Origin of the sequence: Micromonospora sp. NPDC004551, assembly GCF_040609975.1 — a bacterium.
Classification (GTDB): Bacteria; Actinomycetota; Actinomycetes; order Mycobacteriales; family Micromonosporaceae; genus Micromonospora.
On record NZ_JBEXLM010000009.1, the window covers coordinates 103,208 to 129,788 of the forward strand.

27 protein-coding genes are annotated in these 26,581 nt (G+C 74.4%); 13 read left to right on the plus strand and 14 right to left on the minus strand.

Going from position 1 to position 26,581, the window contains the following annotated elements; all coding sequences use genetic code 11:
• Positions 1-3: 3 nt before the first annotated feature.
• Positions 4-933 carry a YegS/Rv2252/BmrU family lipid kinase gene (locus ABZW14_RS13705; RefSeq protein ID WP_355344844.1) on the minus strand — a complete coding sequence of 310 codons (930 nt, stop codon included), beginning with the start codon at positions 931-933 and terminating at the stop codon, positions 4-6.
• A gap of 98 nt (positions 934-1,031) precedes the next feature.
• On the opposite strand from ABZW14_RS13705, the gene ABZW14_RS13710 reads away from it, so the two are divergent.
• Genes ABZW14_RS13710 through ABZW14_RS13725 form a run of 4 tightly spaced genes read left to right on the plus strand, consistent with a single transcriptional unit; the run spans position 1,032 to position 6,397 of the window.
• Complete coding sequence (locus ABZW14_RS13710; protein ID WP_355344847.1) at positions 1,032-1,613, plus strand: hypothetical protein; 582 nt, start codon at positions 1,032-1,034, stop codon at positions 1,611-1,613.
• Between the two features lie 12 nt (positions 1,614-1,625).
• A complete protein-coding gene (locus ABZW14_RS13715; RefSeq protein WP_355344850.1) occupies positions 1,626-2,159 on the plus strand; it encodes a hypothetical protein in 534 nt (177 codons plus the stop codon).
• Positions 2,160-2,167: 8 nt separating this feature from the next.
• Positions 2,168-3,604 carry a hypothetical protein gene (locus ABZW14_RS13720; protein WP_355344853.1) on the plus strand — a complete coding sequence of 479 codons (1,437 nt, stop codon included), beginning with the start codon at positions 2,168-2,170 and terminating at the stop codon, positions 3,602-3,604.
• 48 nt (positions 3,605-3,652) lie between these two features.
• Positions 3,653-6,397, plus strand: coding sequence for an AAA family ATPase (locus ABZW14_RS13725; RefSeq protein WP_355344856.1), 2,745 nt, complete (start codon positions 3,653-3,655; stop codon positions 6,395-6,397).
• A 19-nt stretch (positions 6,398-6,416) separates the two neighbouring features.
• Here ABZW14_RS13725 and ABZW14_RS13730 read toward each other — a convergent pair whose 3' ends face one another.
• Positions 6,417-7,640 carry a multidrug effflux MFS transporter gene (locus tag ABZW14_RS13730; protein ID WP_355344859.1) on the minus strand — a complete coding sequence of 408 codons (1,224 nt, stop codon included), beginning with the start codon at positions 7,638-7,640 and terminating at the stop codon, positions 6,417-6,419.
• Positions 7,641-7,805: 165 nt separating this feature from the next.
• On the opposite strand from ABZW14_RS13730, the gene ABZW14_RS13735 reads away from it, so the two are divergent.
• On the plus strand, positions 7,806-8,570 hold the full coding sequence (locus ABZW14_RS13735; protein ID WP_355344862.1) for a DUF427 domain-containing protein: 765 nt from the start codon (positions 7,806-7,808) through the stop codon (positions 8,568-8,570).
• 15 nt (positions 8,571-8,585) lie between these two features.
• Here ABZW14_RS13735 and ABZW14_RS13740 read toward each other — a convergent pair whose 3' ends face one another.
• The 7 genes from ABZW14_RS13740 to ABZW14_RS13770 form a co-directional block, all read right to left on the minus strand.
• Complete coding sequence (locus ABZW14_RS13740; RefSeq protein WP_355344865.1) at positions 8,586-9,509, minus strand: carbohydrate ABC transporter permease; 924 nt, start codon at positions 9,507-9,509, stop codon at positions 8,586-8,588.
• Positions 9,506-10,456, minus strand: coding sequence for a sugar ABC transporter permease (locus ABZW14_RS13745; protein ID WP_355344868.1), 951 nt, complete (start codon positions 10,454-10,456; stop codon positions 9,506-9,508). Before ABZW14_RS13745 ends, ABZW14_RS13740 begins: the two co-directional genes overlap by 4 nt.
• 8 nt (positions 10,457-10,464) lie before the next feature.
• The gene (locus tag ABZW14_RS13750) at positions 10,465-11,817 is read right to left on the minus strand and encodes an extracellular solute-binding protein (protein WP_355344871.1); all 1,353 of its coding nucleotides are present in this window, start codon (positions 11,815-11,817) and stop codon (positions 10,465-10,467) included.
• Between the two features lie 95 nt (positions 11,818-11,912).
• Positions 11,913-13,130: a low temperature requirement protein A gene (locus tag ABZW14_RS13755; RefSeq protein WP_355344874.1), complete on the minus strand. Its 1,218-nt coding sequence runs from the start codon at positions 13,128-13,130 to the stop codon at positions 11,913-11,915.
• Positions 13,131-13,228: 98 nt separating this feature from the next.
• Positions 13,229-13,996 (minus strand): NAD-dependent deacylase, encoded by a 768-nt coding sequence (locus ABZW14_RS13760; protein WP_355345151.1) that lies wholly within the window; start codon positions 13,994-13,996, stop codon positions 13,229-13,231.
• 23 nt (positions 13,997-14,019) lie between these two features.
• Positions 14,020-14,307, minus strand: a complete 288-nt coding sequence (locus ABZW14_RS13765; RefSeq protein WP_355344876.1) for a DUF1905 domain-containing protein — start codon at positions 14,305-14,307, stop codon at positions 14,020-14,022.
• Positions 14,308-14,311: 4 nt separating this feature from the next.
• Positions 14,312-14,959, minus strand: coding sequence for a DUF998 domain-containing protein (locus ABZW14_RS13770; protein WP_355344879.1), 648 nt, complete (start codon positions 14,957-14,959; stop codon positions 14,312-14,314).
• Between the two features lie 133 nt (positions 14,960-15,092).
• Between ABZW14_RS13770 and ABZW14_RS13775 the strand changes: the two genes are divergently transcribed.
• Positions 15,093-16,382 (plus strand): histidine kinase, encoded by a 1,290-nt coding sequence (locus ABZW14_RS13775; protein WP_355344882.1) that lies wholly within the window; start codon positions 15,093-15,095, stop codon positions 16,380-16,382.
• Positions 16,370-17,029: a response regulator transcription factor gene (locus ABZW14_RS13780; RefSeq protein WP_355344885.1), complete on the plus strand. Its 660-nt coding sequence runs from the start codon at positions 16,370-16,372 to the stop codon at positions 17,027-17,029. Before ABZW14_RS13775 ends, ABZW14_RS13780 begins: the two co-directional genes overlap by 13 nt.
• Before the next feature lie 4 nt (positions 17,030-17,033).
• Here ABZW14_RS13780 and ABZW14_RS13785 read toward each other — a convergent pair whose 3' ends face one another.
• The 4 genes from ABZW14_RS13785 to ABZW14_RS13800 all read right to left on the minus strand — a co-directional run bounded on the left by ABZW14_RS13785 (position 17,034) and on the right by ABZW14_RS13800 (position 19,979).
• Complete coding sequence (locus ABZW14_RS13785) at positions 17,034-17,456, minus strand: acyl-CoA thioesterase (protein WP_355344888.1); 423 nt, start codon at positions 17,454-17,456, stop codon at positions 17,034-17,036.
• A 28-nt stretch (positions 17,457-17,484) separates the two neighbouring features.
• Positions 17,485-18,279: an amino acid ABC transporter ATP-binding protein gene (locus ABZW14_RS13790; protein ID WP_355344891.1), complete on the minus strand. Its 795-nt coding sequence runs from the start codon at positions 18,277-18,279 to the stop codon at positions 17,485-17,487.
• Positions 18,280-18,283: 4 nt separating this feature from the next.
• The gene (locus ABZW14_RS13795) at positions 18,284-19,078 is read right to left on the minus strand and encodes an amino acid ABC transporter permease (RefSeq protein WP_355344895.1); all 795 of its coding nucleotides are present in this window, start codon (positions 19,076-19,078) and stop codon (positions 18,284-18,286) included.
• An 82-nt stretch (positions 19,079-19,160) separates the two neighbouring features.
• Positions 19,161-19,979 carry a basic amino acid ABC transporter substrate-binding protein gene (locus ABZW14_RS13800; RefSeq protein ID WP_355344898.1) on the minus strand — a complete coding sequence of 273 codons (819 nt, stop codon included), beginning with the start codon at positions 19,977-19,979 and terminating at the stop codon, positions 19,161-19,163.
• A 217-nt stretch (positions 19,980-20,196) separates the two neighbouring features.
• Between ABZW14_RS13800 and ABZW14_RS13805 the strand changes: the two genes are divergently transcribed.
• From ABZW14_RS13805 to ABZW14_RS13815, 3 genes are all read left to right on the plus strand, one after another.
• A complete protein-coding gene (locus ABZW14_RS13805; RefSeq protein ID WP_355344901.1) occupies positions 20,197-20,796 on the plus strand; it encodes a TetR/AcrR family transcriptional regulator in 600 nt (199 codons plus the stop codon).
• Positions 20,793-22,421 (plus strand): acyl-CoA dehydrogenase family protein, encoded by a 1,629-nt coding sequence (locus ABZW14_RS13810; RefSeq protein WP_355344904.1) that lies wholly within the window; start codon positions 20,793-20,795, stop codon positions 22,419-22,421. Before ABZW14_RS13805 ends, ABZW14_RS13810 begins: the two co-directional genes overlap by 4 nt.
• 79 nt (positions 22,422-22,500) lie before the next feature.
• On the plus strand, positions 22,501-23,316 hold the full coding sequence (locus ABZW14_RS13815; protein ID WP_355344907.1) for a hypothetical protein: 816 nt from the start codon (positions 22,501-22,503) through the stop codon (positions 23,314-23,316).
• Here the strand turns inward: ABZW14_RS13815 and ABZW14_RS13820 are convergent.
• Entirely contained in the window at positions 23,293-23,919 is a 627-nt protein-coding gene (locus ABZW14_RS13820; RefSeq protein WP_355344910.1) for a TetR/AcrR family transcriptional regulator, read from the minus strand. The genes ABZW14_RS13815 and ABZW14_RS13820 overlap by 24 nt on opposite strands.
• A 135-nt stretch (positions 23,920-24,054) precedes the next feature.
• Between ABZW14_RS13820 and ABZW14_RS13825 the strand changes: the two genes are divergently transcribed.
• Genes ABZW14_RS13825 through ABZW14_RS13835 form a run of 3 tightly spaced genes read left to right on the plus strand, consistent with a single transcriptional unit; the run spans position 24,055 to position 26,578 of the window.
• Positions 24,055-24,819 (plus strand): SDR family oxidoreductase, encoded by a 765-nt coding sequence (locus ABZW14_RS13825; protein WP_355344913.1) that lies wholly within the window; start codon positions 24,055-24,057, stop codon positions 24,817-24,819.
• Positions 24,819-25,598, plus strand: coding sequence for an SDR family oxidoreductase (locus tag ABZW14_RS13830; protein WP_355344916.1), 780 nt, complete (start codon positions 24,819-24,821; stop codon positions 25,596-25,598). Before ABZW14_RS13825 ends, ABZW14_RS13830 begins: the two co-directional genes overlap by 1 nt.
• Positions 25,595-26,578, plus strand: a complete 984-nt coding sequence (locus tag ABZW14_RS13835) for an NADPH:quinone oxidoreductase family protein (RefSeq protein WP_355344919.1) — start codon at positions 25,595-25,597, stop codon at positions 26,576-26,578. Before ABZW14_RS13830 ends, ABZW14_RS13835 begins: the two co-directional genes overlap by 4 nt.
• Positions 26,579-26,581 lie beyond the last annotated feature (3 nt).

The following is a 26,581-nucleotide window of genomic DNA, read 5'->3' on the forward strand; positions in this document are numbered from 1 at the left end:
CGCTCAGCGGTCCGGGCTGTCCGCCGCGGCCATGAGGCGCAGCGCGTTCGGGTCCAGGCCGATGCGCACCGGCGTCTCGCCGTAGGGCTCGCCGTCGACCTCGATCCGGGCCGGCCGGTCCGTCTCCAGCCAGAGCTGGCGGACCGCCAGGAACGGCTCGTCGCCCAGGGTGCGGCGGCGCCCGGCCGCCGCGTTGCGCGCCGTCTCCCGCAGCAGGCCGCGCCGGGTCGGCCCACCCACCGGGTACGCGACCAGCAGCCGGTCGTCGGCGTTGGCGTCCGCGGTGATCGGCCGGCCGGCGTGGAAGCCGCCGTTGGCCACGTACACCTGGTGGGTGTCGAAGCCGTGCTCCCGTCCCTCGGCGCGCACGGTGACCCGCAGCGGCCGGTGCCGGGCCAGCAACCCCAGCGCCGTCAGCGGGTACGCGAGCCGGCCGACCACCCGCTTCAGGCGCGGCGGTGCGCTCAGCATGATGTCGGCCGACAGCCCGATCCCGACGTGGTTGGTGAACCGTGTGTCACCGATCAGGCCCAGGTCGACGTCGATCACCTTGCCGTCGGTCAGGAGCCCGACGGCGGCGTCGAGGTCGAGCGGGACGCCGACGGTGCGGGCGAAGTTGTTGGTGGTGCCCAGCGGCAGCAGGCCCAGCGCCATGTCCCGGTGGGCGAGCAGCCGCGCGGCGGTGCCGATGGTGCCGTCACCGCCCCCCGCGACCAGCAGGTCAGGCCCGAGGCCGGCGGCCTCGGCGAGCACCCGGTCCAGTTCGCCGGGCCGGTCGACCGGGTACGCGCCGAGCAGCTCGAACCCCGCCGCGCGCAGTCGGGAGTGGACGGCCTCGTAGAGCCGGCGGCCCCGCCGGGAGTGTGCGTTGACGACCAGGGCCGCCCGCCGCCGTTCCCGGATCGCCGCTCCCAGCTCCTGCTTGGTCCGCACGGTTCCCGACCCTATCCGCCGTCCGGCCCCGCCGGCGGGTCACGACGTAGGGAAACACCCGATTACCCGGGGGTCACCGTCGCCCTAGCGTCGGCCGCATGGCACGTCACGCGCTCCCGCCGGCCCGGACCGGCACCCGACCCCGCACCTCCCGCGCCGCGCGGCTCGGGGTGCTGCCCCTGCTCCTGCTGGCCCTGCTCGGGCCGGCCGCCTGCGACGACGCGGGCGACACGCCGACGGCCGGAACGGCCGGAGTGGACGCCGACGCCGGGGACGACGCGGCCGGCGCCGACGATGCCGGTGCGGTGAACAGCGTCCGGCCGCCGTGCCCGTTCACCGCGGCCCAGGTGTCCGACCTGCTCGAACAGCCGATGCGGGACGAGGGCAACTGCCTGTTCGGTGACGGCAAGGGGGTGGCCAGCCTGACCGTCACCACGGCCTCCACGTTGGCCGGCAGGGCGACCTTCGACTACGAGCACGAGCAGGCCGGCAAGCGGTACGAGCGGGTGGTCGACCTGGACCTGGGTGACCAGTCGTACCTGGCCGCCAAGGACGTCGCCGGTGAGGCCGTGCTGATCAGCGACAAGGGCGCGTACACCCTGACCCTGAGCAGCATCGGCGCCGACGTGGCCGGCTACGAGCAGACGCTGCGGCGCCTGCTCGACGCGATCCCGGCGTGAGGGGAGCCGGTGATGCGTAGCCGCCTTCTGCCCGCGCTCGCCCTCGCGGTGGCCCTCCTCGCGCCGATCGCCGGTTGCGGCGCCGACGACCCGCCGGCCGCCGCCGACGCGCCGGTAGCCGCGGCGCCCGCGCAGCCCGAACCCGAGTCGACCGAGGCGACCGAGGCGCCTCCGTCCGCCGCGCCGCCCGACGCCTGCGCCCTGGTGTCCCGGGCCGACGCGCAGCGGCTGGCCGGCACACCCGTGAACGCCGCGGTGCCGGTCCGGGAGTCCTGCACCTACACCGCTCCGGTGACCGGCCCCACCGCCCAGGTGGAGGTGTACGTCGGCGACGGCGCGAAGAAGTACCTCGACATCGAGCGGGAGCTGGGACACGAGGTGCTGCCGCTGGCCGGGGTGGGCGACGAGGCGCACCTCACCGCGGAGGCGTTCTTCATCCGGAAGGGCGACGTCTGGGTGGCGGTGCGGCTCATGCGGCTCAACGACCCGCAGGAGAACCGCGAGCCGCTGCGGGCCCTCGCCCGCACCGTCGCCGGACGGATGTGAGCCCGCCGGTGCGCGGCCGCCGGCTGCTCGCCGCCGCGACGGTGGTGCTGCTCGCGCTGACCGGGTGCGACAGCCCCCGCGCGGCCGGCGGCGCCACGGGCGCGGACCGCGACGCCGACCTGCGCTACGGGGCGGCGCCCGCACCGGGACCGGACGTGACCCTGCAACCCGACGTGGTGATCGTCGGCGGGGGCGGCCGGTCGGTGCGGTCGGTCAGCGCCGACGGGCTCACCTGGCGGCTGGACGCCGCCGCCCGCAACGCCGACCGGCTCGCACCCGGCGTGGTCATGTTCGTCACCGGACGGGGCGTGGGCCGGGTGCTGGACCTGGCCGAGTCCGGCGGCGACCTGCTGGTGACCATCGGCCCGGTGGACATCACCGAGGTGGTCCGGGACGGCAGCTTCGCGGCCCGGGGCCTGACCCTCGACGATCCGGTCGTCTACCCGGCGGGCGAGCCCTCGTGGGCCGAGGAACCGCCGGCGCCGCGCGGCACCTTCGGCCGCAGCCGCCCGATGCTGGCACCGGCCACCCCGCCCAGCCAGCCGGCGCCGCAGCGCGGCGGCCGGGGCGCCGCCCGGTCGCAGGGCTACCAGCTCTACACCACCTGCTGCACCGACGGCGTCGGTGCGCACTTCGCGTACGACGACGGTGGGGTGCGCCTGGTCGGGACGGTGACGCTCACCTTCGCCCGGCCGGACGCCTCCTTCCGACTGGACATCGGGGGCGGCACGGTGAGCCGGGCCGAGCTGGAGATCGGCGGCGGGTTCGGGATCAAGGTGGCCTTCGAGGGCGGCATCTCCGACGGGCGCAACCACAGGAAGGTGTTTCAGGTCCCGGTCGACATCTCCTTCCCCATCGGACACGCGGCGGGCGTCCCGCTGTCGTTGACGGTGACCCAGACGCTGGAGGTGACCACCGCGTTCGGCGCCCGCAGCGGCACGGTGAAGGGCTCGGGCGAGTACGCGCTGGCCGGGAAGCTCGGCTTCGGCTGGGCGGACGGCCGCGTCGGCCCCCGGGTGACGAAGTCGTTCCAGCGCCGCAGCAGCCTGCTCAACTCGCTCACCGGCGTGCCCGTGGGCGTGATGGGCCTGCTCATCCGCCACGGCGTCCGGTTCACCGTCGGCATCAGCGCCTTCCTGTTCACGGCCGGCGTCTACTTCGAGCTGACCACCTCGTACGGGGCCACGCTGGGCTCGGCCCTCGGCGCCGCGTACGCCCAGTGCCGTGGGGTCGGTATCGGGGTGCGGGCGACCTTCGGCGTCGGCTACCGCATCCTGGAACCGGTCGTCCAGGTGATCAACAGGTTCCTCCGCCTGCTCAGCCCGTCCCGCGCGCCGGCGATCCCACCCGTCGCGGCGACCGCCGGCCCGAGCTGGCACAGCGAGGTCTACCGCAACGAGGAGGTGGTGCCGAGCGTCCCGATCTGCGGACACGCCCCGCGCTGACACCGGCCGGCACTGGGCCGGGTGGCGCCGCTGTGCCAGGATCCCGCCATGGACGCCTCCCTGGTCGGCCGAGACGCGGTGGTCGAGCGGGTGTGGCGCGCCCTGGCCGGCGGGGCGCCGGTGCTGCTGGAGGGCGCCAGCGGGATCGGCAAGACCACCGTGTGGCGGGCGCTGGTGGCGCGCGCCCGGCGGGCCGGCTGGACGGTGCTGACCGGCATGCCGACCGAGGCCGAGGCGGCCCTGCCGTACGCGGCGCTGGCCGACGTGCTGCGGCCGCTGGCCGATCGGGTGCCGGACCTGCCCCCGCCGCAGCGGGCCGCCGCCGACGTGGTGCTGCTGACCGGCGACCACGACGAGGCGGTCGACGAGCGGGCCGTGGGCGCGGCCACCCGTACCCTGCTGGACGCCGCGACCGACGGCGACACCCAGGTCATGCTCGCCCTGGACGACGCGCCCTGGCTGGACCCGGCGAGCGAACGCGCGCTGCGGTTCGCGCTGCGCCGCCTGACCCGCCGGCCCGCCGTGCTGGTCGCCCACCGCACCGGGGCGGCCGGACCGCCCGCGGTGCCGCTGGGCCTCGACGACGACCCGAGCGGCCATCACCCGCTGAGCCGGGTGGGCCTGCCGCCGCTCGGGGCCGGCGAGCTGCACCGCATCGTCCGGGCCCGGCTCGGCGGCACGCTCAGCCGTCCGCTGCTCGCCCGGCTGGCCCGGGACGCCGACGGCAACCCGCTGCTGGCCATCGAGCTGGCCCGCGCGGTGCTGCGGCTGCCCCGGCCACCCGGGCCGGACGAGGACCTGCCCGTGCCGTCCTCACTGCGCCACCTGCTCGCCGACACCCTGCGGGCGCTGCCCCGCACCGGCCGCGACGCGGTGCGCCTGGCCGCGCTGCTGACCGTGCCCACCGCCAAGGACCTGGCCGCGGCGGGCGTGCCGGCCGAGGCGCTGGACGCGGCCGAGGACGCCGGGCTGATCGCCGTCACGCCGGACCGGATCGAGTTCGTCCATCCCCGCTACGCCGCCGCGGTGCGCGAGAGCATCCCGCCCGGGGTGCGACGCCGGCTGCACGGTGTGCTGGCCGACGCGGTGTCCGACCCGGACGAACGGGCGCGGCAGCTCGCCCGCTGCGCCGTCGCGCCGGACGCCGTCGTCGCCGCCGACCTGGCCGCCGCCGCGGCGCGGCACCGGCAGCGCGGCGCGCCCGCCCTGGCCGCCGAGTGGTACGACCGCGCCGCCGGGCTCACCCCGCCCGAGGCGACGGCCGAGCGGGACCGGCGCCGCCTCGACGCGGTGCAGTGCCGCCTGGACAGCGGCGACTACGCGGCGGCCGGCCGGGCCGCCGAGGCCGCTGCCGCCGAGCTGGCCGGCCCGGCCCACGCCGAGGCGCTGCTGCTGCGCGCCCTGGTCGCCTGGTGCGTCGACGACCTGCCCGGCGCACTCTCCGTCGCCGAGCGGGCGCTGGCCGCCGCGGATCCCGACGGCCGGCTGGCCGGGCGGATCCACGCTCACCTGACCATGTTCCACGACACGCCGGAGCCCGCCCGCCGGCACGCCGAGGCGGCCATCGCCCGGCTCGCCGACGGGGACCAGCACCGCCCGCTGCTCACCGCCGCGCTGCTGCTGCTCTTCTTCCACGAGGTACGCGCCGGCCGGCCGGCCCGCACCGACCTGCTCGACCGGGCGCTGGCCCTGGAGGCCGGCGAACCGTCCTTCCTGGCCGGCTCGATCCCGGCCATCTGGTGGAAGGCGATCGACGACCACGACCGGGCGCGGTCCCGGCTGCACCGGATGCTGGACCGGGCCGTGGCCCGCGGCGACGAACCCTGGCAGCACGAGACGCTCACCCACCTCGGCGAGGCGGAGCTGCTGGCCGGCCGCTTCGCCGCCGCCGGCACCCACATCGCCGCCGCCCGGGACCTGGGTGAGCAGCTCGGCACCGGGCTGGTCGGCGAGACCTGGCTGGCCGGGATGCTGGACGCGTACCGGGGGCGTCTCGCCGAGGCCGGCGCGGTGGCCGAGGCAGGGCTGCGCCGGGCCGACGAGTTCGACGATGCCTGGTGCCGCCGCATCCACCGGCAGCTCGCCGGCCTGGTCGCGCTCTCCGCCGGCGAGTGGGGGGCGGCCGCGGCCGCGTACGGGGCGCTCGCCGGCGAGCTGGACCTCTCGGGCATCGCCGAGCCGGTGGCGCAGCGCTTCGAACCGGACTGGATCGAGGCGTGCGTCGGCGCGGGCGACCTGGCGACGGCGGCGACGGCGTACGGCCGGCTCGCCGAGCGGCACACGCGGCTGGCCCGCCCGTGGACCGCCCTCGGCCTCGCCCGCAGCCGGGTGCTGCTGGACAGCGCGAGCGGCGCCGACCCGGCCCCGGCGCTGGCCGCGCTGGCCGCCGCCCGTGCCGCCGTACCGGCGGACGTGCTGCCCCTGGACCGGGCCCGCTGCCTGCTGGTCGCCGGCCGGGCGCACCGGCGGGCCCGCCGCCGGCGGGAGGCCCGGGAGGCCCTGGAGGCGGCGGTCGCCGAGTTCGACACGCTGGGGGCCGTCGCCTTCGCCGAACGGGCGCAGGCGGAACTGGCCCGGGTCGGCCGGCGGGCCCCGACGTCGACCGCGCTGACCGCCACGGAGGAGCGGGTGGCCCGGCTCGCCGCCCGGGGGCAGACGAACCGGGCCATCGCCGACGCGCTGTTCATCAGCCCGAAGACCGTGGAGGCGAACCTCGCCCGGGTCTACCGGAAGCTCGGCATCTCCACCCGCGCCGAACTGGGCGCGGCCATGGGCGGGCCGGCCCCCCGCTGACCCTGGCGCGACGCGGCGGTCAGTGCACGGCGACGGCGACCGCGGCCGGGTCGACCGCGGCCAGCCGCGCCGGCCGGACCACGGCGAGCAGCACGACCAGGGCCACGGCCATGCCACCGGCCACCACGGCGGCCATCGCCACGCTGCCGGTGCCCAGCACGCCGACCAGCGGCGCGGCGAGCGCGCCGACGCCGAACTGGACGGCGCCCAGCAGCGCGGCGGCCGTGCCGGCCGCCTCACCGTGCCGGGACAACGCCAGGGCCGGCGCGTTCGGCATGGCGAGCCCGGCCGCGGCGAGCACCACCCAGAGGGTGGCCAGCACGGCCGGCAGGCCACCGACGCCGGTGGCGGCGAAGCCCACCAGCACCAGCCCGGCCGCGGTGCCGACGGTGAGCGCGGTGATCAGGATCCGTTGCGGGGTGTACCGGCGCAGCAGCCGCACGTTGAGCTGGGTGGCGGCGATGAGCCCGACCGCCCCGGCGCCGAACGCCAGGCCGAACTGCTGCTCGTCCAGCCCGTACCGCTGCTGGAAGACGAACGACGACCCGGCCACGTACGCGAAGAGCGCCGCCATGGCGAGTCCGGTGACCAGCACGAGCCCGACGAACGTCCGGTCCCGCAGCAGCGCGCGGTAGTCCCGGCCGACGGCGGCGACGCCGCCGTGACGGCGGCGCTCCGGCGGCAGGGTCTCCCGGAGCCCGACCGCCGCGACCACGACCAGCAGCAGCCCGAAGACGGCGAGGGCCACGAACACGCCCCGCCAGTCCGACCAGCGCAGCAGCGCGCTGCCGAGGGTGGGCGCCAGGATCGGCGCCGCGCCCATCACCAGCATGAGCCGGGAGAAGAGCCGGGCGAAGGCGGCGCCGCTGAACAGGTCGCGGACCACGGCCGTCGCGACGACCGAGGTGGCCGCCACGCCCAGCCCCTGGAGGACCCGGAGCACGCCCACCACCTGCACGGTCGGTGCGACCACGCAGAGCAGCGAGGCCACGATGTGCAGCGCGATCCCGGCGAGCAGCGGCAGGCGCCGGCCCACCGCGTCGGAGAGCGGGCCGATCAGGAGCTGGCCGAGGGCGAGCCCGGCGAGGGTGCCGGTGAGGGTGAGCTGCACGGCCGCCGAGGTGGTCTCCAGGTCCGCGGTGATGGCCGGCAGCGCGGGCAGGTACATGTCGATCGTCAGCGGGCCGATCGCGATCAGCGAGCCGAGCACCAGCACGAGGCGCAGCTGCTGCCCGCGGCTCATCAGGTCACCCGGTGTGTCGGTGGTCGGGGCGGGAGAGGACTGCGCAGTGGTCACACCTGGCAGCAAATCACCGAGGGCGGATCTCATTCCCGCCCTCGCCGAAGGTGCCCCAGGTCACACCGGCTCGTTGAACCGTCCGCCGCACTTTTCACGGGAGGAGAAACCGTGCCCGACTATCCCCAACCGGCCGCCGAGGTGGGCCGGATCGAGCCGGCGCCCCGCCGGGTCCGCGCCTTCCTGGCCGGCGAACTGGTCCTGGACACCGGCCGGGCGCGGTACGTCTGGGAGTGGCCGCCCTACCCGCAGTACTACGTCCCCGCCGCCGACGTCCGCCGGGACCTGCTGGTGGACGAGGGACGCACCGAGGAGACCCCGCTCGGCGCGGCGCGGCTGCACGGGTTGCGGGTCGGCGAGTTCGCCCGGGCCTCCTGCGCCCGGTGGTACGGCGCGGACGCGCCGCCCGGGCTGGCCGACACCGTCCGGTTCGACTGGTCCGCGCTGGACGCCTGGTTCGAGGAGGACGAGGAGGTCTTCGTCCACCCCCGCAACCCGTACTCCCGGGTGGACGCGCTGCGCTCCACCCGCCGGGTCCGCGTCGAGCTGGACGGGACGGTGCTGGCCGAGTCGACCTCGCCGGTGCTGGTCTTCGAGACCGGCCTGCCGACCCGCTACTACCTGAGCCGCACCGACGCGCACTTCCGGCACCTGGTGCCGTCCCGGACCCGGACCGCCTGCCCGTACAAGGGCCGCACCAGCGGCTACTGGTCGGTGCGCGCCGGCGACCGGCTCCACCCGGACCTGGCCTGGTCGTACGACTTCCCCACCGCCGCGCTGCTGCCGATCGCCGGGCTGGTGGCCTTCTACAACGAGAAGGTCGACCTGCTCGTGGACGGGAAACGCCTCGCCCGGCCACGGACGCACTTCTCCTGACCCGGCGAGGTGGCGTCAGCCCTTGCGGCCGGTGGTGGCGATGCCCTCCACGAAGTGCCGCTGCGCCAGGAAGAACAGGATGATCATGGGTACGGTGGCGATCACGCTGCCGGCGAGGACGATCTCCCACTGCTGCTCGCCGCCGTACCCGAACCGGTCGAGGATCACCTTGAGCCCGCGGGGCAGGGTGTAGAGCTGCTCGTTGCGCAGGTAGATCAGCGGCTTGACGAGGTCGGTCCAGCTCGCCTTGAACTCGAAGACGAACGCCACCAGCAGCGCCGGGCGGATCAGCGGGAAGGCCAGCTTCCAGAACAGCTGCGGGTAGCTCGCCCCGTCGACGCGGGCCGCCTCGAAGTACTCGCGGGGCAGGGAGAGGAAGAACTGCCGCAGCAGGAAGATGTAGAACGCCGACCCGAAGAGGTTGCCGGCCCAGAGCGGCACCTGGGTGTCGATGAGCCCGAGCCGGTTCCAGATCAGGTAGGTCGGGATCATGGTGACCGCGAACGGCAGCATCATGGTGGCGAGCACCAGGCCGAACAGCAGGTTCCGGCCCGGGAACCGGAAGTACGCGAACCCGAACGCCACCCAGGCGCTGGACAGGGTCGCCGCGGCGGCCGCCGCCACCCCGACCACCACGCTGTTGAAGAGCCAGGTGAGCAGCGGCATGGCCTGCCAGGCCTCGGCGTAGTTGTCCGGCGCGAACGGCGTGGGCAGGAAGCCGGGTGCGAAGACGTACTCCCGAGGTCGCAGCGAGGCGCTGACCAGCCAGACGAACGGCAGCGTGAAGATGACGGCCGCGCCCACCAGGGCGAGCACGAACAGGATCCGCTGCCAGCGCGGCCGCCGGCCGTCCTCCCGGCCCTGCTCGCGGGGCGCCGTCACCGGCGCGACCACCGTGCCCGCGACGCCGGTGCCCACCGGCTGACTCGTCGTGGTCACCGGTCCTCCCCCTCGTAGTAGACGAACCGGTTGCTCAGCTTCACCTGCACGGCCGTGATGATCAGGATGATCAGGAAGAGCAGCCAGGCCATCGCCGACGCGAAGCCCATGTGCAGGAACTGGAACGCCTCCTGGAACAGGTGGATCACGTAGAACGACGCCGCGTCGCTGTTGAACGAGCCCTGTGTCTGCCGGTTGCCGAAGTACATGGTGTAGACCTCGGTGAACATCTGCAGCGACGCGATGGTGTTGACGATCAGCGTGAAGAAGAGCGACCCCGAGATCATCGGCAGGGTCACGTGGCGGAACCGGGCCCAGGCGCCGGCCCCGTCGAGGTCGGCGGCCTCGTAGAGGTCGCGGGGCACGTTCTGCAACGCGGCCAGGTAGATGATCACCGTGGAGCCGAGGCTCCACAGGCTCATGAGCACGATGCCGGGCATCACCCAGTGCGGGTCGGTGGTCCAGCTCGGACCGTCGATCCCGAGCAGCGCCAGGCCGCGGTTGACCAGGCCGTCCTGGGTGTTGAGCAGCAGCAGGAACAGGATGCCGACGGCCACCGCCGGGGTCATCACCGGCAGGTAGAACACGGTGCGGAAGAAGCCCTGCCAGCGGCCGACCCGCTTGAGCAGCAGCGCCAGGCCGAGCGAGATCGACATCACCAGCGGCACGTGCAGTGCCGTGTAGTAGACGGTGTTGCCGAGGCTGCGCGCCACCTGCGGGTCCGACACGAGCTGCCGGTAGTTGTCCAGCCCGGTCCAGCGCGGGGCGTTGATGACGTCGTACTCGGTGAAGCTGAGCCAGAGGCTGGCGACCATCGGGCCCGCGGTGAACACGAGGAACCCGACGATCCAGGGCGCCAGGAAGACGTACGCCCAGCGGGCCTCCCGCCGGGCCAGCGGCGTGCGGCGCCGCCGGCCCGGGACGGGAGGGGTGACGGTGGCGGCCATGGCCGGGCTCAGCCCGCGGCCTTGTCCAGCGCGGCGGTCGCCTCCTGCTGGGCCCGGGCCAGCGCCTCGGCCGGCTGCGCCTGCCCGGAGAGCACCCGGTTCACGGCGTCGGTCCAGGCCTTGTCGAACTCGGCGCCGGCCGGCGAGGCGGGCATCGCGAACGCGGCGTCCTGGGCCTCACGGATGGTGGTCACGGCGTCGTCGAAGCGCTTGTTGCCGGTCGGCTGGTACAGCTCGTCGAAGATCTTCTTGTCGGCGGCGGTGTTGCCGGTCCAGACGCCGGTGAACGGCAGGTTGGCCGCCTTGCGCGCCTCGGCCCGGGCCTTGGCGGCGGCGAACCAGGTGTCGGTGGCGGTCATCTGCTTGACGAAGGCGCAGGCCGCCTCCGGGTTCTTGGCGCCCTTGGTGACCACCCACGCCTGGCCGGAGGACATGGTCAGCGGCTTGCCCTGCCGGTCCACGAAGGGCTTCACGACCAGCTCGGCCTTGGGGCTGTTCTTGGCAACCTGGTTGAGGAACCACTCCTCCATGGGCCACGCGGCGATCTGGTTCCTGGCGAGGGGGTTCTGGGCGCCGAAGAAGTCGAAGGTGTCCCGGAACGACTTGAACTTGCCCCAGCCGCCCTGGTCCTGGATGAGCTTGACGCCGGTGGTCAGCGCCTCGACCACCTTTGGGTCGGTCAGGTTGGCCTTGGCGCCGTCCGCCGAGATCATCTCGGCGGCGTTGGCCTTGGCCCACATGGGCAGGAACTCGGGAATCTTCGGGTCGATACCGATCCGGCTGAGCCGACCGCCGGAAACCTTCGCCAGCTTCGTGTTGACCGCCGGCAGGCTTGCCCAGTCGGCGAGGTTGACGTCGTCGGCGGTGAGGCCGGCCTGCTTCAGCAGCGCCTCGTTGAGATAGAGCACCCGTACCTGGGAGAACTCCGGGATGCCGTAGACCGTGCCGTCGAGAGTGACCTGGTCCTTGGCGGCCTGCCGGTACTGCCCCAGGTCGATCTGCTGCTTCTCGACGCAGTCGGTGAGCGGCTGGATCGAGCCGCGCTTGGCGTACGTGCCGATCAGCTTGCGGTCCATGTACACGAGGTCCGGCGGGTTGCCCGACGCGACCGCGGAGAGGAACTGCTGCTCGTCGAAGGCGCCCTCGGTGATCTTCAACTGGACGTCCGGGTGGTCCTTCTTGAAGGCGTCCACCCGCGTCTTGGCGATCTCGTCGGAGAGGCCGAAGCCCATGGTGCTCAGGGCACCGCTGCCCTTGCTGTCACCACCGTCGGAGTCACCCCCGCCACCCACTCCGCCGCAGCCGCTGATCGCCAAGGTCAGCGCCCCGGCCAACGCGGTTGCCCGCAGTCTCCGTGACATGGCCACCTCCCGTAGTCGCGCGGGCCACCCTGCTCGCGCGACCTGCACTTCTCCGGTTCCCGGGAACTTCAAACCCGGAGGGCGGAAGTGGGTGATCAGTCGATCTGCGCCGGCCGCCGCCCCGAGAGCCGCTCGACGGCGACCGCGGCGAGCAGGAGCAGGCCGAGCGCGCCGAGCGCGGCGGCGGGCGGCAGCACCACCCCGAGCGGCAGCAGGAGCAGGACCAGCACGACGACGGCGCGCTGCCCGGGCGGGACCGGCTGCCCGGTGAGCCGGAGGAAGAGCAGCCGGCCGCCCAGGAACAGCGCGGCGCCGCCGTGCAGGGCGACCGAGGCGGACCAGCTCATGGTCGCGCCCTCGGCGTGCTCGTCGCCGCCGGCGACGAGGGCGAGCACCTGTTCGACGCCGAGCGACAGGTAGATGACGCCGGTGATCAGCAGCAGGTGGGTCTGGCTGTAGGCGTCGGAGGCGATCCGGTCCCGCCGCTGCCCCATCGCCGTGGCGAGCACACGGGCGGCGGCGGGTCCGGCCCGGTCGAAGTAGAGCCACCACAGGCAGGAGGTGATCGCGAAGCCGACCAGCGCCACGCCGAGGACCGGCAGCCGGGTGACCGCCGACCCGGCGCCCACCCCGGCGGCGACCAGCGACTCACCGAGCGCGATGATCAGCACGAGGCCGTGCCGCTCGGTGAAGTGGCTGGCGCTGCGCAGCGGCCAGGTGCCGCGCCGCGCGTAGGAGAGGCGCTGCCCGCCGATCTCGACGACGAAGGCCACCACCCACAGCACGGCGTGCGCGGTCCCGCTCAGCAGCGCGCCCAGCAGCAGCGGCACCCAGCCGGCGGCGCTGACCGCCGCGAAGAACCGGATCCGCGCCCGCAGCCCGGGCACCCCGGCCGCCGCCCAGTGGTAGAGCCCCAGGTGGACGACGCGGAGCAGCACGTAGGCGAGCGCGACGAGCAGCGGCCCGTCCAGGCCCGGCCCGGGCGTCCAGGCCTCGGGCATGGCCAGCGCGGCCACGAACAGCGCCGCCATCGCGACCAGGAACCCGCCGCGGACCACCCCGACCTCGGCCCGCGTGTGGTTGCCCAACCAGGTGTACGAGGACCAGGCGATCCAGAGCAGCACGAGCAGGATCAGCCCCTGCCCCATGGTGGCCGGGGTGGCCCGCTGCCCGATCAGCGCCATGATGCGGGTGAGCGCGAAGACGAAGACCAGGTCGAAGAAGATCTCGAACGGCGTGACCCGGCGCCCGGCCGGCGCGGGGGCGGGCGGGCGCGGCCACGACGGACGCCGCCGTGCCCCGTCCCGCCCCACACCGCCGCCCCTCCACCGCTCCCGACCGGTCGCCTCCGCCGACGGTAGGCGGCGCGGCGGGAGCGGTGCGCGGATTCCGGTGATTGGCCGGTGCCCTGTTACGCCCCCGCGGCGTCACCCCACGCGGCCCGCACGAGGGCCGGGAGCACGCGGGCCGCCGGCCCGTGCAGGTTCACCGCGCACACCGCGTCCAGCGGCGTCTCCTCCGGGTTGACCTGGATCACCGTCCCGCCTCCGCGGGCCGCGACCTGCGGGATCTCCGCGGCCGGATACACCAGGCCGGAGGTGCCGACGGTGAGCAGGACGTCGCAGCGGTACGCCGCCTCGACGGCGGCCGCGAAGGCCGCCTCCGGCAGCGCCTCGCCGAACCACACGACCCCGGGCCGGACCGGCGCGGCACAGCGCCCGCAGCGGGGCGGCTCAAGGCGCCGGCCCTCCCCCGGCTCCGCGCCGGCCACGGGCACGGGCGCGGGCTGGGCGCAGGCCGAGCAGCGCGGCGCGAAGAGGCTGCCGTGCAGGTGGACCGTTCCGGCGGAGCCGGCCCGCTCGTGCAGGTCGTCGACGTTCTGGGTGACCACCACCGTGTCCGGCACCCGGGCGGCCAGCGCGGCCACGGCCCGGTGCCCCGGGTTCGGCTCGGCGCGGCCGACGGCGGCGCGCCGCCACTCGTACCAGCCCCAGACCAGCGCGGGGTCGGCGCGGTACGCCTCCGGGGTGGCGAGGGCCTCCGGGTCGAACCGTGCCCAGAGGCCGGTGAGCGCGTCCCGGAAGGTGGGCACGCCGCTCTCGGCGGACATGCCGGCGCCGGTGAAGACCACCAGGCGTCGCGCCCCCGCGAGCGCCTCCGCCGCGTCCGCCAGGTCCATCCGCTCCCGCTCCCGTGGGCCGGTCACCGGGTGACGGTCAGGTGGACGTCCACCCGGTCGCCCAGCGCGATGCCCTCGGCCCGGCGGACCGCGGTCTTCACCGGCACGATGTAGCGCCCGTCCTTGGGCCAGAGCGACGTCTGCCAGCCGGTGCCGCCGATCCGCGCGGTGACCGGGATCATCCCCCAGCCGTACGTGACCGAGGCCGAGGCCGCCTCCAGTTCGCCGCACAGGTCGTCGGGCACGGTGACGAAGTGCCAGGGCGCCGGCCCCCGCCAGAACCACACCTCGCCGCTGAACTCCAGCTCCACCCGCTCAGGATAGGCGTCGATCCCGCCCGGTCCGCAGCACCCGCACGCCGGCCAGCACCGTCCACACCAGCATCGGGAACACCGCGACCCGCTCCATCCCCCCGACCCCGATGCCCACGTCGACCTGGGCGAGGAAGAGCGCCACGCCGGCCACCCCGGTCGCACCGAGGACCAGGCTGGCCCCCCGCATCCCGCCCAGCACCGGCGACCGCCGGGCCGCCGCGGCCGCCACCATCCCGGCGTTGCCGAGCACGAAGATCAGCAGCGCGGCCAGGAAGTGCCGGTTCTCGTCCACGTCGGCCGGAGCAGCGGCGGCCAGCGCGTACCCGGCGGCGGCGGCGAGCGTGAACAGCCGCGCGACGGTGGCGGCGGCGCCGCGGCCGAGCGCCGGCCAGGTGAGCAGCACCCCGAGCGCGAGCAGGACCGCCGTGGCGGTCATCGCGCCGTTCATCCCGGCGTGCCAGGGCGAGCAGACCGGGCGGGGCCGGGTGCTGTCCCACAGGCCGCAGGTCACGTTGCCGAGGTCGCTGATGTTGTTGGTGGCCCAGCTGAACGGCGGTTGCCGCCAGGCGAGCCCGACGACCACGTTCGCGGCCAGGAACAGGGGTGTGGCGAGCAGCCAGCAGGTGGCGCCGAGACGGTCACGATCCATGGGGTCCAGTCCAGCGCGCAGGGGCGGGCCGGCGCACGGGGCCTGGCGGCCGGAAGAAGGTAGGGCCAGGCATACCCGGGAAGTGGGTCCAGACGGCTGGGCTGGGCGAACACCGCCTGGCTAGCGTGACGACATGACCTTGGACGAACCCCGGCACCTGGCGGAGGCCCTGCGCCGGCGCCGCTACCTGATCTCCGCGTGGCCCTGGCGCGCGCTGGCGTACGCCGTCACCACCGTGCCGCTGGCCGGGGTCCTCGCGGCCGGGCTGTTCGTGGCCGGGGCGCCGCTGCTCGCGGTGGTGACGGCGGCCCAGCGGGGCCGTCCCGTGGCCCTCCCCCTCGTCGTCCTGCTCACCGTCGCCGCCCTGGCCGTGGTGGCCGTCGCGCCGCTCGTGAGCGCCCCGCTGGCCGCCGTCGAGCGGTGGCGGCTCGGCGTGGTCGACGGGCGCCCGGTGGCCGGGCCGCGGCTGCGCGGGCCGGCCGCGCGGTACGCCAGCCCGGCCGCGTGGCGGGAGGTGGCGTACGCGGCCTGGCTGGGCGGGGTCGTGCCGCTGGCGTACGGGATGTTCGCCCTGCTCGCCCTGCTCGACGTCGTCCTGCTCGCCGGCCCGTGGCTGGCCGGCGGGACGGACCGGATCGTGCTGGTCTGGACCACCGTGGACACCCCGGGCGCGGCGGTCCCGTACGCCGTCGCGGCGCTGCTGGCCGTGCCGGGACTGGGCTACCTGGGCGGCCTGCTCGTGGCGGCCCAGGCCGCGGTGGCCCGCCGGCTGCTGGGCGTCCCGCCCGACGGGCCGGCGCTGCGCGAGGTCACCCGTTCCCGGGCCCGGCTGGTCGGCGCGTACGAGGCGGAACGCCGCCGGATCGAGCGGGACGTGCACGACGGGGCGCAGCCGCGGCTGACCAGCCTCACCCTCCAGCTGGGGCTGGCCCGGCTCGACGTGCCCGAGGACTCCCCTGCAGCGATGCCCCTGGCCGCCGCCCATGAGCAGGCCAAGGAGCTGATGGTGACGCTCCGGCGGATCGTGCAGGGCATCCGTCCGCAGCAGCTCACCGAGCTCGGCCTGGCCGGCGCCGTCCGCGAGCTGGCCGACCGGGCCACCGTCCCGGTCACCGTGCGGGCCGACCTCAGCGGGCCGGTGCCGGAGCTGGTCGAGACCACCGCCTGGTACGTGGTCTCCGAGGCGTTGGGCAACGTCGCCCGGCACGCCGCCGCGAGCCGCGCCGAGGTGCGGCTCACCCGCGCCGACCGCCGCCTGGTCGTGGAGGTGGAGGACGACGGCCGGGGCGGCGCCGACCCGGCCCGGGGCACGGGGTTGACCGGTCTCGCCGACCGGGTGGCCGCCGTGGACGGGCGGTTGCTGCTCGCCAGCCCGCCCGGTGGCCCTACCCTCGTCCGGGTGGAGGTGCCGTGCCGCCCGTGACCCGGGTCGTGCTCGCCGAGGACGAGGTCCTCCTGCGGGAGGGCCTCGCCGGCCTGCTGACCCGGTTCGGCTTCACCGTTGTCGCCGCCGTCGGCACGGCGCCCGACCTGCTCGACGCGGTCCGCACCCACCGGCCGGAGCTGCTGGTCACCGACATCCGTATGCCGCCGGACCACCGGGACGACGGGCTCCGCGCGGCGGTCACCCTGCGCGCGGAACGGCCGGACCTGGCCGTGGTGGTGCTCAGCCAGCACGTGCAGAGCGGGTACGCGGCCGCGCTGCTCGACAGCGGCGACGGCCGGCGGGTGGGCTACCTGCTCAAGGACCGGGTGGCCGACGTCGCCGAGTTCGCCGACACCTTGCACCGGGTGGCGGCCGGCGGCACCGCGGTCGACCCCGACGTGGTGCGGCACCTGCTGCGCCGGCCACGGGATCCCCTGGCCGCCCTGTCGCCCCGGGAGCGGGAGGTGCTCGCGCTGGTCGCCGAGGGCCACTCCAACGGGGCGATCGCGGCGCGGCTGCACGTCACCGAGGCGGCGGTCGGCAAGCACGTGGGGAACATCCTCACCAAGCTCGACCTGCCGCCCGCCGAGGACACCAACCGCCGGGTGCTGGCCGTGCTCGCCTACCTGCGCGCCGGGCGTTGACGGCTCAGAGGTCCATCGGCGCGGGGTCGGTGGCGAGCTGCCGGAACCGCTCGCGCGGGTCGGGCACCAGCCGCCGGGAGGCCAGGTCGAGCAGGCCGCCCACGCCCGTGATGGTGGCGACCGGGGTGCCGTCCGGGCGGGTGAGGTCCTGCACGATCTGGAAGGTCTTCCCGTCGCCCCAGCGGAACTCGCAGGACACGTCCACCTCGTCGCCGCCGCGCAGCTCCCGCAGGTAGCGCAGGGTGACCTCCAGGGCGACCGGGCCCACCCCGCCGGCGAGGAGCCGGTCCTGGGGGATGCCGGCGGCGCGCAGGCACTCCCACCGGGCGTGCTCGCCGTACTGGAGGTAGACGGCCTGGTTCAGGTGGCCCTGGGTGTCGAGTTCGTAGCCGCGGACGGTGACGCGCACCCGGAACGGATCTGCCATGCCGTCGAGCCTAGCCACGGGTACGACATCACCCGGCGGTCTCGTCGGGCCGCCCGAGCTGCGCGACGTGCGTCGGGTCGAGGACGCGGGAGAGGAACGAGCGGGTCCGCTCGTGCCGGGGCGCGCCCAGCACCTCCTCCGGCGGCCCCTGCTCGACCACCACGCCACCGTCCATGAACACCACCCGGTCGGCGACGTCCCGGGCGAACGCCATCTCGTGGGTCACCACCATCATGGTCATGCCGTCCTCGGCCAGCGTGCGCATGACGGTGAGGACGTCGCCGACCAGCTCGGGGTCGAGCGCGGAGGTCGGCTCGTCGAAGAGCATCAGCTGGGGGTCCATCGACAGTGACCGGGCGATGGCGACCCGCTGCTGCTGCCCGCCGGAGAGCTGGGCCGGGAACGCGCCGGCCTTGTCGCTCAGGCCGACCCGGTCCAGGTTGGCCCGCGCGACCCGCTCCGCCTCGGCGCGGCCGCGCCGCAGCACCCGGCGCTGGGCGATGGTGAGGTTGTCCAGCACGGTCAGGTGCGGGAAGAGGTTGAACGACTGGAAGACCATGCCGATGCCGCGGCGTACGGCGTCGATCTCGACGTCCGGGTCGGTCATCTCGGTGCCGTTCACCCAGATCCGGCCGGCCGTCGGCTCCTCCAGCAGGTTGACGCACCGCAGCAGCGTCGACTTGCCGGAGCCGGACGGGCCGATGACGCAGACCACCTCGCCGTGGCCGACCTCGAAGTCGATGCCCTTGAGCACCTCGAGCGCCCCGAAGGACTTGTGCAGGTCGCGAATCTCGACGGCGGGCTGGGACGGGCTGGTCGTCATGGGTTCACCGGGCCTTGGCGTAGCGGAGTTCGAGGCGGCGCACCACCTGGGACAGCGGCAGGGTGATCACCAGGTAGGTGAGCCCGGCCACCAGCAACGGCGTGGCGTTCACCCGGTCGTTGAGCGTGTCCCGGCCGAACTTGGTGACCTCGATGGTCTGCGCCGTCACGCCGAGCACGTAGGCGAGCGAGGAGTCCTTGGTGAGCAGGATCAGCTCGTTGGTCAGCGGCGGGATCACGATCCGGAACGCCTGCGGGATGACGATCGTGCGCATCGCGGTGAAGTGCGACATGCCGAGGGTGCGCGCCGCCTCCATCTGACCCTTCGGCACGGCCTGGATGCCGGCCCGGATGGTCTCGGCCATGTACGCCGCGGCGGTCAGCCCGAGACCGATGGTGATCGACCCGAACACGCCGCCGGGGATCTCCCGCTCGGGGAAGGCGATGGGGATGCCGTAGCCGACGAGGAACAGCACCAGCAGCGCGGGCAGGCCCCGGAACAGCTCGATGTACGCCGTGGCGACCCACCGGTACGGCGCCACCCGGGACAGCCGCATCAGCGCCAGGATGGTGCCGAAGACCAGGCCGAAGGCGAACGCGCCCAGGGTGTAGAGGATCGTGTTGCGCAGCGCGACCGTGATGATCGTCGGGAACATCGACTCGATGATGTCGACGCGGAAGAACGCGTCCCGCAGGCGGCCCCAGTCCGCCGCGAGGATCACCACGGCGATGACGGCCACGAAGGCCAGGTACTGGAGCCAGAGGGACAGCCGCTCTCGCTGGCGGCGTCGCAGCTTCACGTTCGGCGCTCCTTGGGAAGGTGCGGAGGGGTGCCGGGCCGGAGGGCGCGCCGGGGCGCGCCCTCCGGCCCGGGTGGGTGGCTCAGGCGCTCGGCTTCTTGCCGATCCACTTCTCGTAGATCGTGTCGTAGGTGCCGTCCTGCTTCGCCTTGGCGAGCACCTCGTTGATCTTCTTGAGCAGCTCGGGGTTGCCGTCCTTCTTCACCGAGAAGCCGTACTGCTCACCGGTGTCGAACTCGGCGGTCACCTCGAACCCGCCCTGGTGCTCCTTGATGTACTCGGTCCAGACCGGCAGGTCGTTGACAGCGGCCTCGACCTGGCCGTTGGCGAGAGCCTGCTGCTCGGCGGCGAGATCCTCGAACTCGACGAGCTGGAGGCCCTTCTCGTCGGCGAGCTTCTTGGCGTAGTCGCGGCCGGTGGTCGCGGCCTGGACGCCGACCTTCTTGCCCCGCAGGTCGTCGAGCGACTTGTACGGCTTGCCGGTCTTGACGAGCAGCGCCTGGGTCGCGTCGAAGTACGGGTCGGAGAAGTTCATGACCTTCTGCCGTTCCTCGGTGATGGTCATGCCGGCGGCGGCCGCGTCGCACTTGCCGGTGTTCAGGTCCTGACCGGACTTGATCCCCTCGAACGGCGTGTCGACGATCGTCTGCTCGACGCCGAGTTCCTTGGCGACCAGGTCCATCACGTCGACGTCGAACCCGACGACCTTGCCGCTCGTGTCCTTGGACTGGAACGGTGCGTACGGCAGGTGGGTGCAGACGGTGAGCTTGCCCTTCTCGACGAGCTTGACCCCGCTCGCCTGGGTCTCGCCGTCCTCCTTCTTGGCGCATCCCGCGCTCGCCGCGAGGGCGGCGATGGCCACGACGATGCCAGCCCTGCGGACTGCGCTCTGGAAAGTCACGGGCGGTGTCCCTCCGTTCGACCCTGGCATGACAGCCGACCAGGGCTGGTGCAAAGACGATGTGCCAGGGGACGCTACCCGATCGGCGGGGGCTCACCAAGATCACGTCGGGCGCCCGCACCCAAGCTGTGACCGATTCCGCCGAGTGAACCCGGCACTCCGGCACGCAACCGGACGGACCTTGCGACCAAGGATTGAATGGTGGTTCACTTCTTGCGTGGCGTACCGGAGCACCGAGCGGGTGAAGGCCCGCCTGAGCGCCTCGCGCGGGCGGATCATCGCGGCCGCGCTGGAGATCATGGCCGGCCACGGCTACGCGGGCTGCTCGGTCGCGGCCGTCGCCGAGCGGGCCGGCGTCGCAACGGGCACCGTCTACCGCCACTTCCCCACCAAGGCCGACCTCTTCGCCGAGGTGTTCCGCACCGCGTCGCAGCGCGAGGTGGACGCCGTGGCGCGCGCCGCGGCGCAGCGGGCCACCGCCGCCGCGCAGATGTCGGCCGTCGTCGAGACGTTCGCCGGCCGCGCCCTGCAGTCCCCCCGGCTGGCGTACGCGCTGCTCGCCGAGCCGGTCGACCCGGCGGTCGACGCCGAGCGGCTCACCTTCCGCCGCGCCTACGCCGACCTGATCGCCGGTCACGTCGCCGCGGGGGTGGCGAGCGGCGAACTGCCCGCGCAGGACCCCGACCTGACCGCGACCGCGCTGGTCGGCGCCCTGGCCGAGGCCATGGTCGGCCCGCTGGCCGCGGGTGTCGCCGGCCCGGGCACCATTCCCGACCTCATCCGGTTCATCCACCGCGCGCTGGGAGTATCGCCGTGACCACACACGAGGTGTTCAATCAGGTTCCCCCGCTGGCCGGCCACGACGCGGCGGACGACCCCGCGCTGCTCGACGGGCTGGAGCGGGAGGGCGCCGGCTGGGCCACGGCCGAGGTACGCGAGCTCGGCCGGCTCGGCGGCGCCGCGCCGGCGATCGAGCACGGGCGGCTGGCGAACGAGCACCCGCCGGTCCTGCGCACCCACGACCGCTACGGCAACCGGATCGACGAGGTGGAGTTCCACCCGTCCTGGCACGAGCTCATGCGCACCGCGGTCGCCCACGGCCTGCACGCCGCGCCGTGGGCGGACGGCCGGGCGGGCGCCCACGTGGCCCGGGCGGCCAAGTTCTACGTGTGGCGACCCGACGCCGGGCACGGCTGCCCGATCTCGATGACCTACGCGGCCGTTCCGGCGCTGCGGCACGCCCCGGACCTGGCCGCGCGGTACGAGCCGTTGCTCACCGCGACGGCGTACGACTTCGGCCTGCGCGCTCCGCTGACCAAGCACGGGCTGCTGGCCGGCATGTCGATGACGGAGAAGCAGGGCGGGTCGGACGTGCGGGCCAACACCACGGTGGCGCACCCCGACCCGGACGGCACCTACCGGCTCGTCGGGCACAAGTGGTTCACCTCGGCGCCGATGTGCGACGTGTTCCTCACCCTCGCCCAGGCACCCGGCGGGCTCACCTGCTTCCTCGTCCCGCGCGTCCTGCCGGACGGCGCCCGCAACCCCCTGCGGCTGATGCGCCTCAAGGACAAGCTCGGCAACCGGTCCAACGCCTCCGCCGAGATCGAGTACGAGCACGCCGTGGCCTGGCGCGTCGGCGACGAGGGCCGGGGTGTGCGCACCATCATCGACATGGTCAACCTGACCCGCCTCGACTGCGTCATCGGGGCGGCGGCCGGGATGCGGCAGGGCCTGATCACGGCCGCCCACCACGCCACCCACCGGCGCACCTTCGGCCGCTACCTCGTCGACCAGCCACTGATGCGCAACGTGCTCGCCGACCTCGCGGTCGAGTCCGAGGCCGCCACCGTCCTCATGATGCGCCTCGCCGGGGCGACCGACCGGTCCGCGCGCGGCGACGCGGGCGAGACGGCGTTCAAGCGGCTCGCCCTGGCCGTCGGTAAGTACTGGGTGTGCAAGCGCTGGCCGGCACACTCCGCCGAGGCCCTCGAATGCCTGGGCGGCAACGGCTACGTCGAGGAGTCGGGCATGCCCCGGCTGTTCCGCGAGTCACCGCTCAACTCGATCTGGGAGGGCTCGGGCAACGTCGCGGCGCTGGACGTGCTGCGCGCGGTCGCCCGGGAACCCCAGGTCGTGGAGGCGTTCCGGGCCGAAGTGGCCGCCGCCGGCGGCGCGGACCCGCGGCTCGACGCCGCGGTACGCCAGGTGCAGGCCGACCTGGCCGACCACGACGACCTCGAACTGCGGGCCCGCCGGGTCGTCGAGCGGCTCGCCCTGGTGCTCCAGGGCGCGCTGCTGGTGCGGCACGGCCACCCGGCCGTCGCCGACGCCTTCTGCGCCTCCCGCCTCGGCCGCGACCACGGCCAGGCGTTCGGCACCCTGCCGAGCGGCGTCGACTTCGCCGCGATCATCGCCCGCGCCGTGCCCAAGGTGGGCTGACCGGATCCGTCGAAGAACATTGTCAGATCGACCTACAACGATGTAGGTTCTCGCCAGAATCTGAGCTGAGGAGCGGCGGATGGCTCGCTGGCGTGGCGTGACCCGGTTCGCGACGGCGCTGGCCGCCGTTCTGGCGGTGACCGCCCTGACCGCCCCGTCCCCCGCTGCCGCCTGGGGATACGGCGTCAACCGGGTGCAGACGGCGGCCGAGGACTCCTGGGCGCAGACCGGCATGGGACCGGGCTGGGTGCTGCTGAGTTACAAGGCCAACGGGCCGATGGTCGGCTATCTCTTCGCCCGTGACTTCGTCTTCGCCGACGGCGTCGTCAAGTCCAGCTTCGACCACATGGACATCCGGGACACCGGCGACGCCAGCGCCGGCAACACCGAGGGCATCACGCGCTGGCCCTGGGGCTACGCCGGAGGCAGCTTCGACGGGTGCGCCTACGCCTACGGCACCCGTAAGTTCGCCATCGAGCGCACCGGATTCATGTCGTCGAGCTGCGCCGGCGGCCCCAACGTCGTCGGCTCCAGCAACGCCGACGGCTCCCCGGACCAACTGCGCTGGTGGCATTCCGAGCAGGTCTTCTGCACCGCCACCGCCGTCGATCCACTGTGCAGTCCCTACGGTGTGTGGAGCGAGAACAAGGGCGGCGGGCTCAAGGCCACCACCGCCCGCACGACCTGCAGCGCGTACGGCAACATCGGGGCCGCCGCCGCGTACGGGTCGGGGCCGGCCGTCCCCGTCCACCCGCTCGGCACGGCTCCCGCCGGCGCGCAGATCGACATCCGCTACGTCACCAAGGACCGCCAGTGGATCATGGCCAAGTGGCGCGGTAACCGCTTCGCCGCGGGCATCGCCTGGGCCTTCCTACCCCGGTCCTGCGTCTGGTGACCCGGCCCCGACGATCCGCAGCGCCATCTCGGCGTAGCGGGCGGCGATGTACTCGGGGACCAGGTCGCCGCCGTCCCGGTACCACCGGCCCACGTCGACACCGAGGGACAGCAGGGCGGCGGCCGCCATCCGGGGGTCGGGGGTCTCGAACACGCCGACGCGGACCCCGGCCTCCACGAGCTGCCGGATCGCCTGCTCGATCTGGTGGCGGATCTCGCGGATCTCGGCCAGGTGCGCGGGGCTGAGCGCGGCCAGCTCGTAGTTCACCACCCGGGTGGTGGTGTGGTCGCGCGCGTGGGTGACGACGAAGTCGTGGACCACCCGCCGCAGCGCCGTGGCCGGGTCGGCGGACGACGCGACCGCCTCCCGCACCAGCGCCAGCACGTGCTCGTGCCCCGACCGCGAGATCAGGTAGAGCAGTTCCTCCTTGGACCGGTGGTGCACGTAGAGCGCGGCGGGGCTCAGCCCGGCCGCGGCCGCGATGTCGCGGGTCGTCGTGCCGTGGAAGCCGCGCTCGGCGAACGCGGCGACGGCCGCGTCGAGCAGCCGGGCGCGCGTCGAGTCGGCGCGGGACTGCTCGGCACTGTCGGCCACCACGTCCATTCTCCCCTCCTGACCCTCGGCCGGCATTGATACCACAACCGGCCCGGTGGACCTGTTGACGACGCCCACCGGGCTGTCGCACACTCCCTCAGACACATCCTAAGCAAGCGCTTAGTAAGTTCGGAGGAGGTGGCCGTGTCGGAGGCCCCGTCGACCAGATTCGCCGGCCGCACGGCGATCGTCACCGGCGCCAGCCGCGGCATCGGCCTGGCCGTCGCCGAGCGGCTGGTCACGGAGGGCGCCCGGGTGGTGATCACGGGACGGAAGCAGGAGGCGCTGGACCAGGCGGTGGCCAAGCTGGGCGCCGGGCACGCCGTCGGCGTCGCCGGCCACGCCGACGACCCCGACCACCAGGCCGAGGTGGTGAGCCGGGCGGTCGAGACCTTCGGCGGCGCGGACCTCCTGGTCAACAACACCGGCATCAACCCGGCGTACGGGCCGCTGGTCGAGCTGGACCTCGCCGCGGCCCGCAAGGTCTTCGAGGTCAACTGCCTCGCCGCGCTGTCCTGGGTGCAGCAGGTCCACCGAACCTGGATGGGCGTGCACGGGGGCGCGGTCGTCAACGTCTCCTCGGTGGCCGGCGTCCGGCCGGCGTCCGGCATCGGCTTCTACGGCGCCAGCAAGGCCATGCTCACCCACCTCACCCGGCAGCTCGCCGTCGAACTGGGCCCGGACGTCCGGGTGAACGCGGTCGCTCCGGCCGTGGTGAAGACGAGGTTCGCCACCGCCCTCTACGAGGGCCGCGAGGAGCAGGTCGCGGCCGCGTACCCGCTCCGGCGGCTCGGGGTACCCACGGACGTCGGCGGCGCCGTCGCGTTCCTGCTTTCCGAGGACGCCGCCTGGATCACCGGCCAGCTGCTCGTCGTCGACGGCGGCCTCACCCTGACCGGGGGTGTCTGATGCCGGTGCGGGACCGGGGCGTCGTCGTCACCGGCGCCGGGCACGGCATCGGCCGCGCGCTGGCCACCCGGCTCGCCGCCGGGGGCGCGCGGGTGGTGGTCAACGACCTCGACGCCGAGGCGGCCCGGTGGGTGGCCGAGGCGATCGGCGGCATCGCGGCTCCCGGCGACGCCGCCGGCGAGCAAGGCGTCGCCGCGCTGGTCGAGACCGCCCGGGAGCACCTGGGCGGCATCGACATCTGGTTCGGCAACGCCGGCGTCGACCGCGGGCGGGGGCTGGACGCCGGCGAGGCGGACTGGGCCGCCGGCCACGAGGTGAACGTCATGGCCCACGTCCGCGCCGCGCGACTGCTCGTCCCCGCCTGGGTCGAGCGGGGCGCCGGCCGCTTCGTGGTGACCGCGTCCGCGGCCGGGCTGCTCACGACGCTCGGCAATCCGGTGTACGCGGTCAGCAAGCACGCCTGCGTCGCCTTCGCCGAGTGGCTGTCGGCCACCTACCGGCACCGGGGTGTCGTGGTGCAGGCCATCTGCCCCCAGGGCGTACGGACCCGGATGCTCGACCGGAGCGGACCGCTGCGGGAGCTGATCAGCCGCGACGGGGCGCTCACCCCGGAGGAGGTGGCCGAGGCGACGTGGCAGGCCCTGCACGACGACCGGTTCCTGGTCCTGCCGCATCCCCAGGTGGCCGACTACTACCGGCACCGGGCCACCGGCACCGACCGCTGGCTCGACGGCATGAACCGGCTCCAGCGGCAGCTCGATGACGAGGGGGCCCGGTGAAGGCATGGCAGGTGGCCGCGCTCGGCGAGCCCGTCGACGTGCTGCGGCTCGTCGACGTGGCCGACCCGGAGCCCGGCCCCGGGCAGCTCGCGGTGCGGGTGCTGGCCGGTCCGGCCAACTTCCCCGACGTCCTCATGTGCCGCGGCGAGTATCAGGTCCGGCCGGACCTGCCCTTCACCCCGGGGGTCGAGCTGTGCGGCGAGGTCGTCGCGCTCGGCGCGGGCGTGCACGGGTTCGCCGTCGGTGACCGGGTGCTCGGCGGCGCGGCGCTGCCGTACGGCGGGTTCGCCGAGTTCGCTCTGCTGGACGCGGCGACCACGTTCCCGGCGCCCGCGGCCCTCGACGACGCCGAGGCGGCGGCCCTCTACATCGGCTACCAGACCGGCTGGTTCGGCCTGCACCGGCGTGCCGGGCTGCGGGCCGGCGAGACGCTGCTGGTGCACGCCGCGGCCGGCGGGGTCGGCAGCGCGGCTGTCCAGCTCGGCCGGGCGGCCGGCGCCCGGGTGATCGGCGTGGTGGGTGGTCCGGAGAAGGCGGCAGTGGCCCGCGCCCTCGGGGCCGACGTGGTGGTGGACCGGCGCGCCGAGGACTTCGTCGAGGTGGTGAAGGCCGAGACCGGCGGCCGGGGCGCCGACGTCGTCTACGACCCGGTGGGCGGGGACACCTACCAGCGGTCCACGAAGTGTGTGGCCTTCGAGGGCCGCATCCTCGTGGTCGGTTTCGCCGGTGGGCGGATCCAGTCCGCCGCGCTCAACCACGCCCTGGTGAAGAACTACTCGATCGTCGGCCTGCACTGGGGCCTGTACCAGCGCCACGACCCGGCCGCCGTCGCCGAGTGCCACCGCGCCCTCACCGCGCTGGCCGCCCAGGGCGCCGTACGGCCCCTGGTCAGCGAGCGCCTGCCGCTCGCCGAGGTGGCCGACGGGGTGCAGCGCCTCGCCGACGGCTCCACCGTCGGCCGGGTGGTGTACGTGCCGTGACCA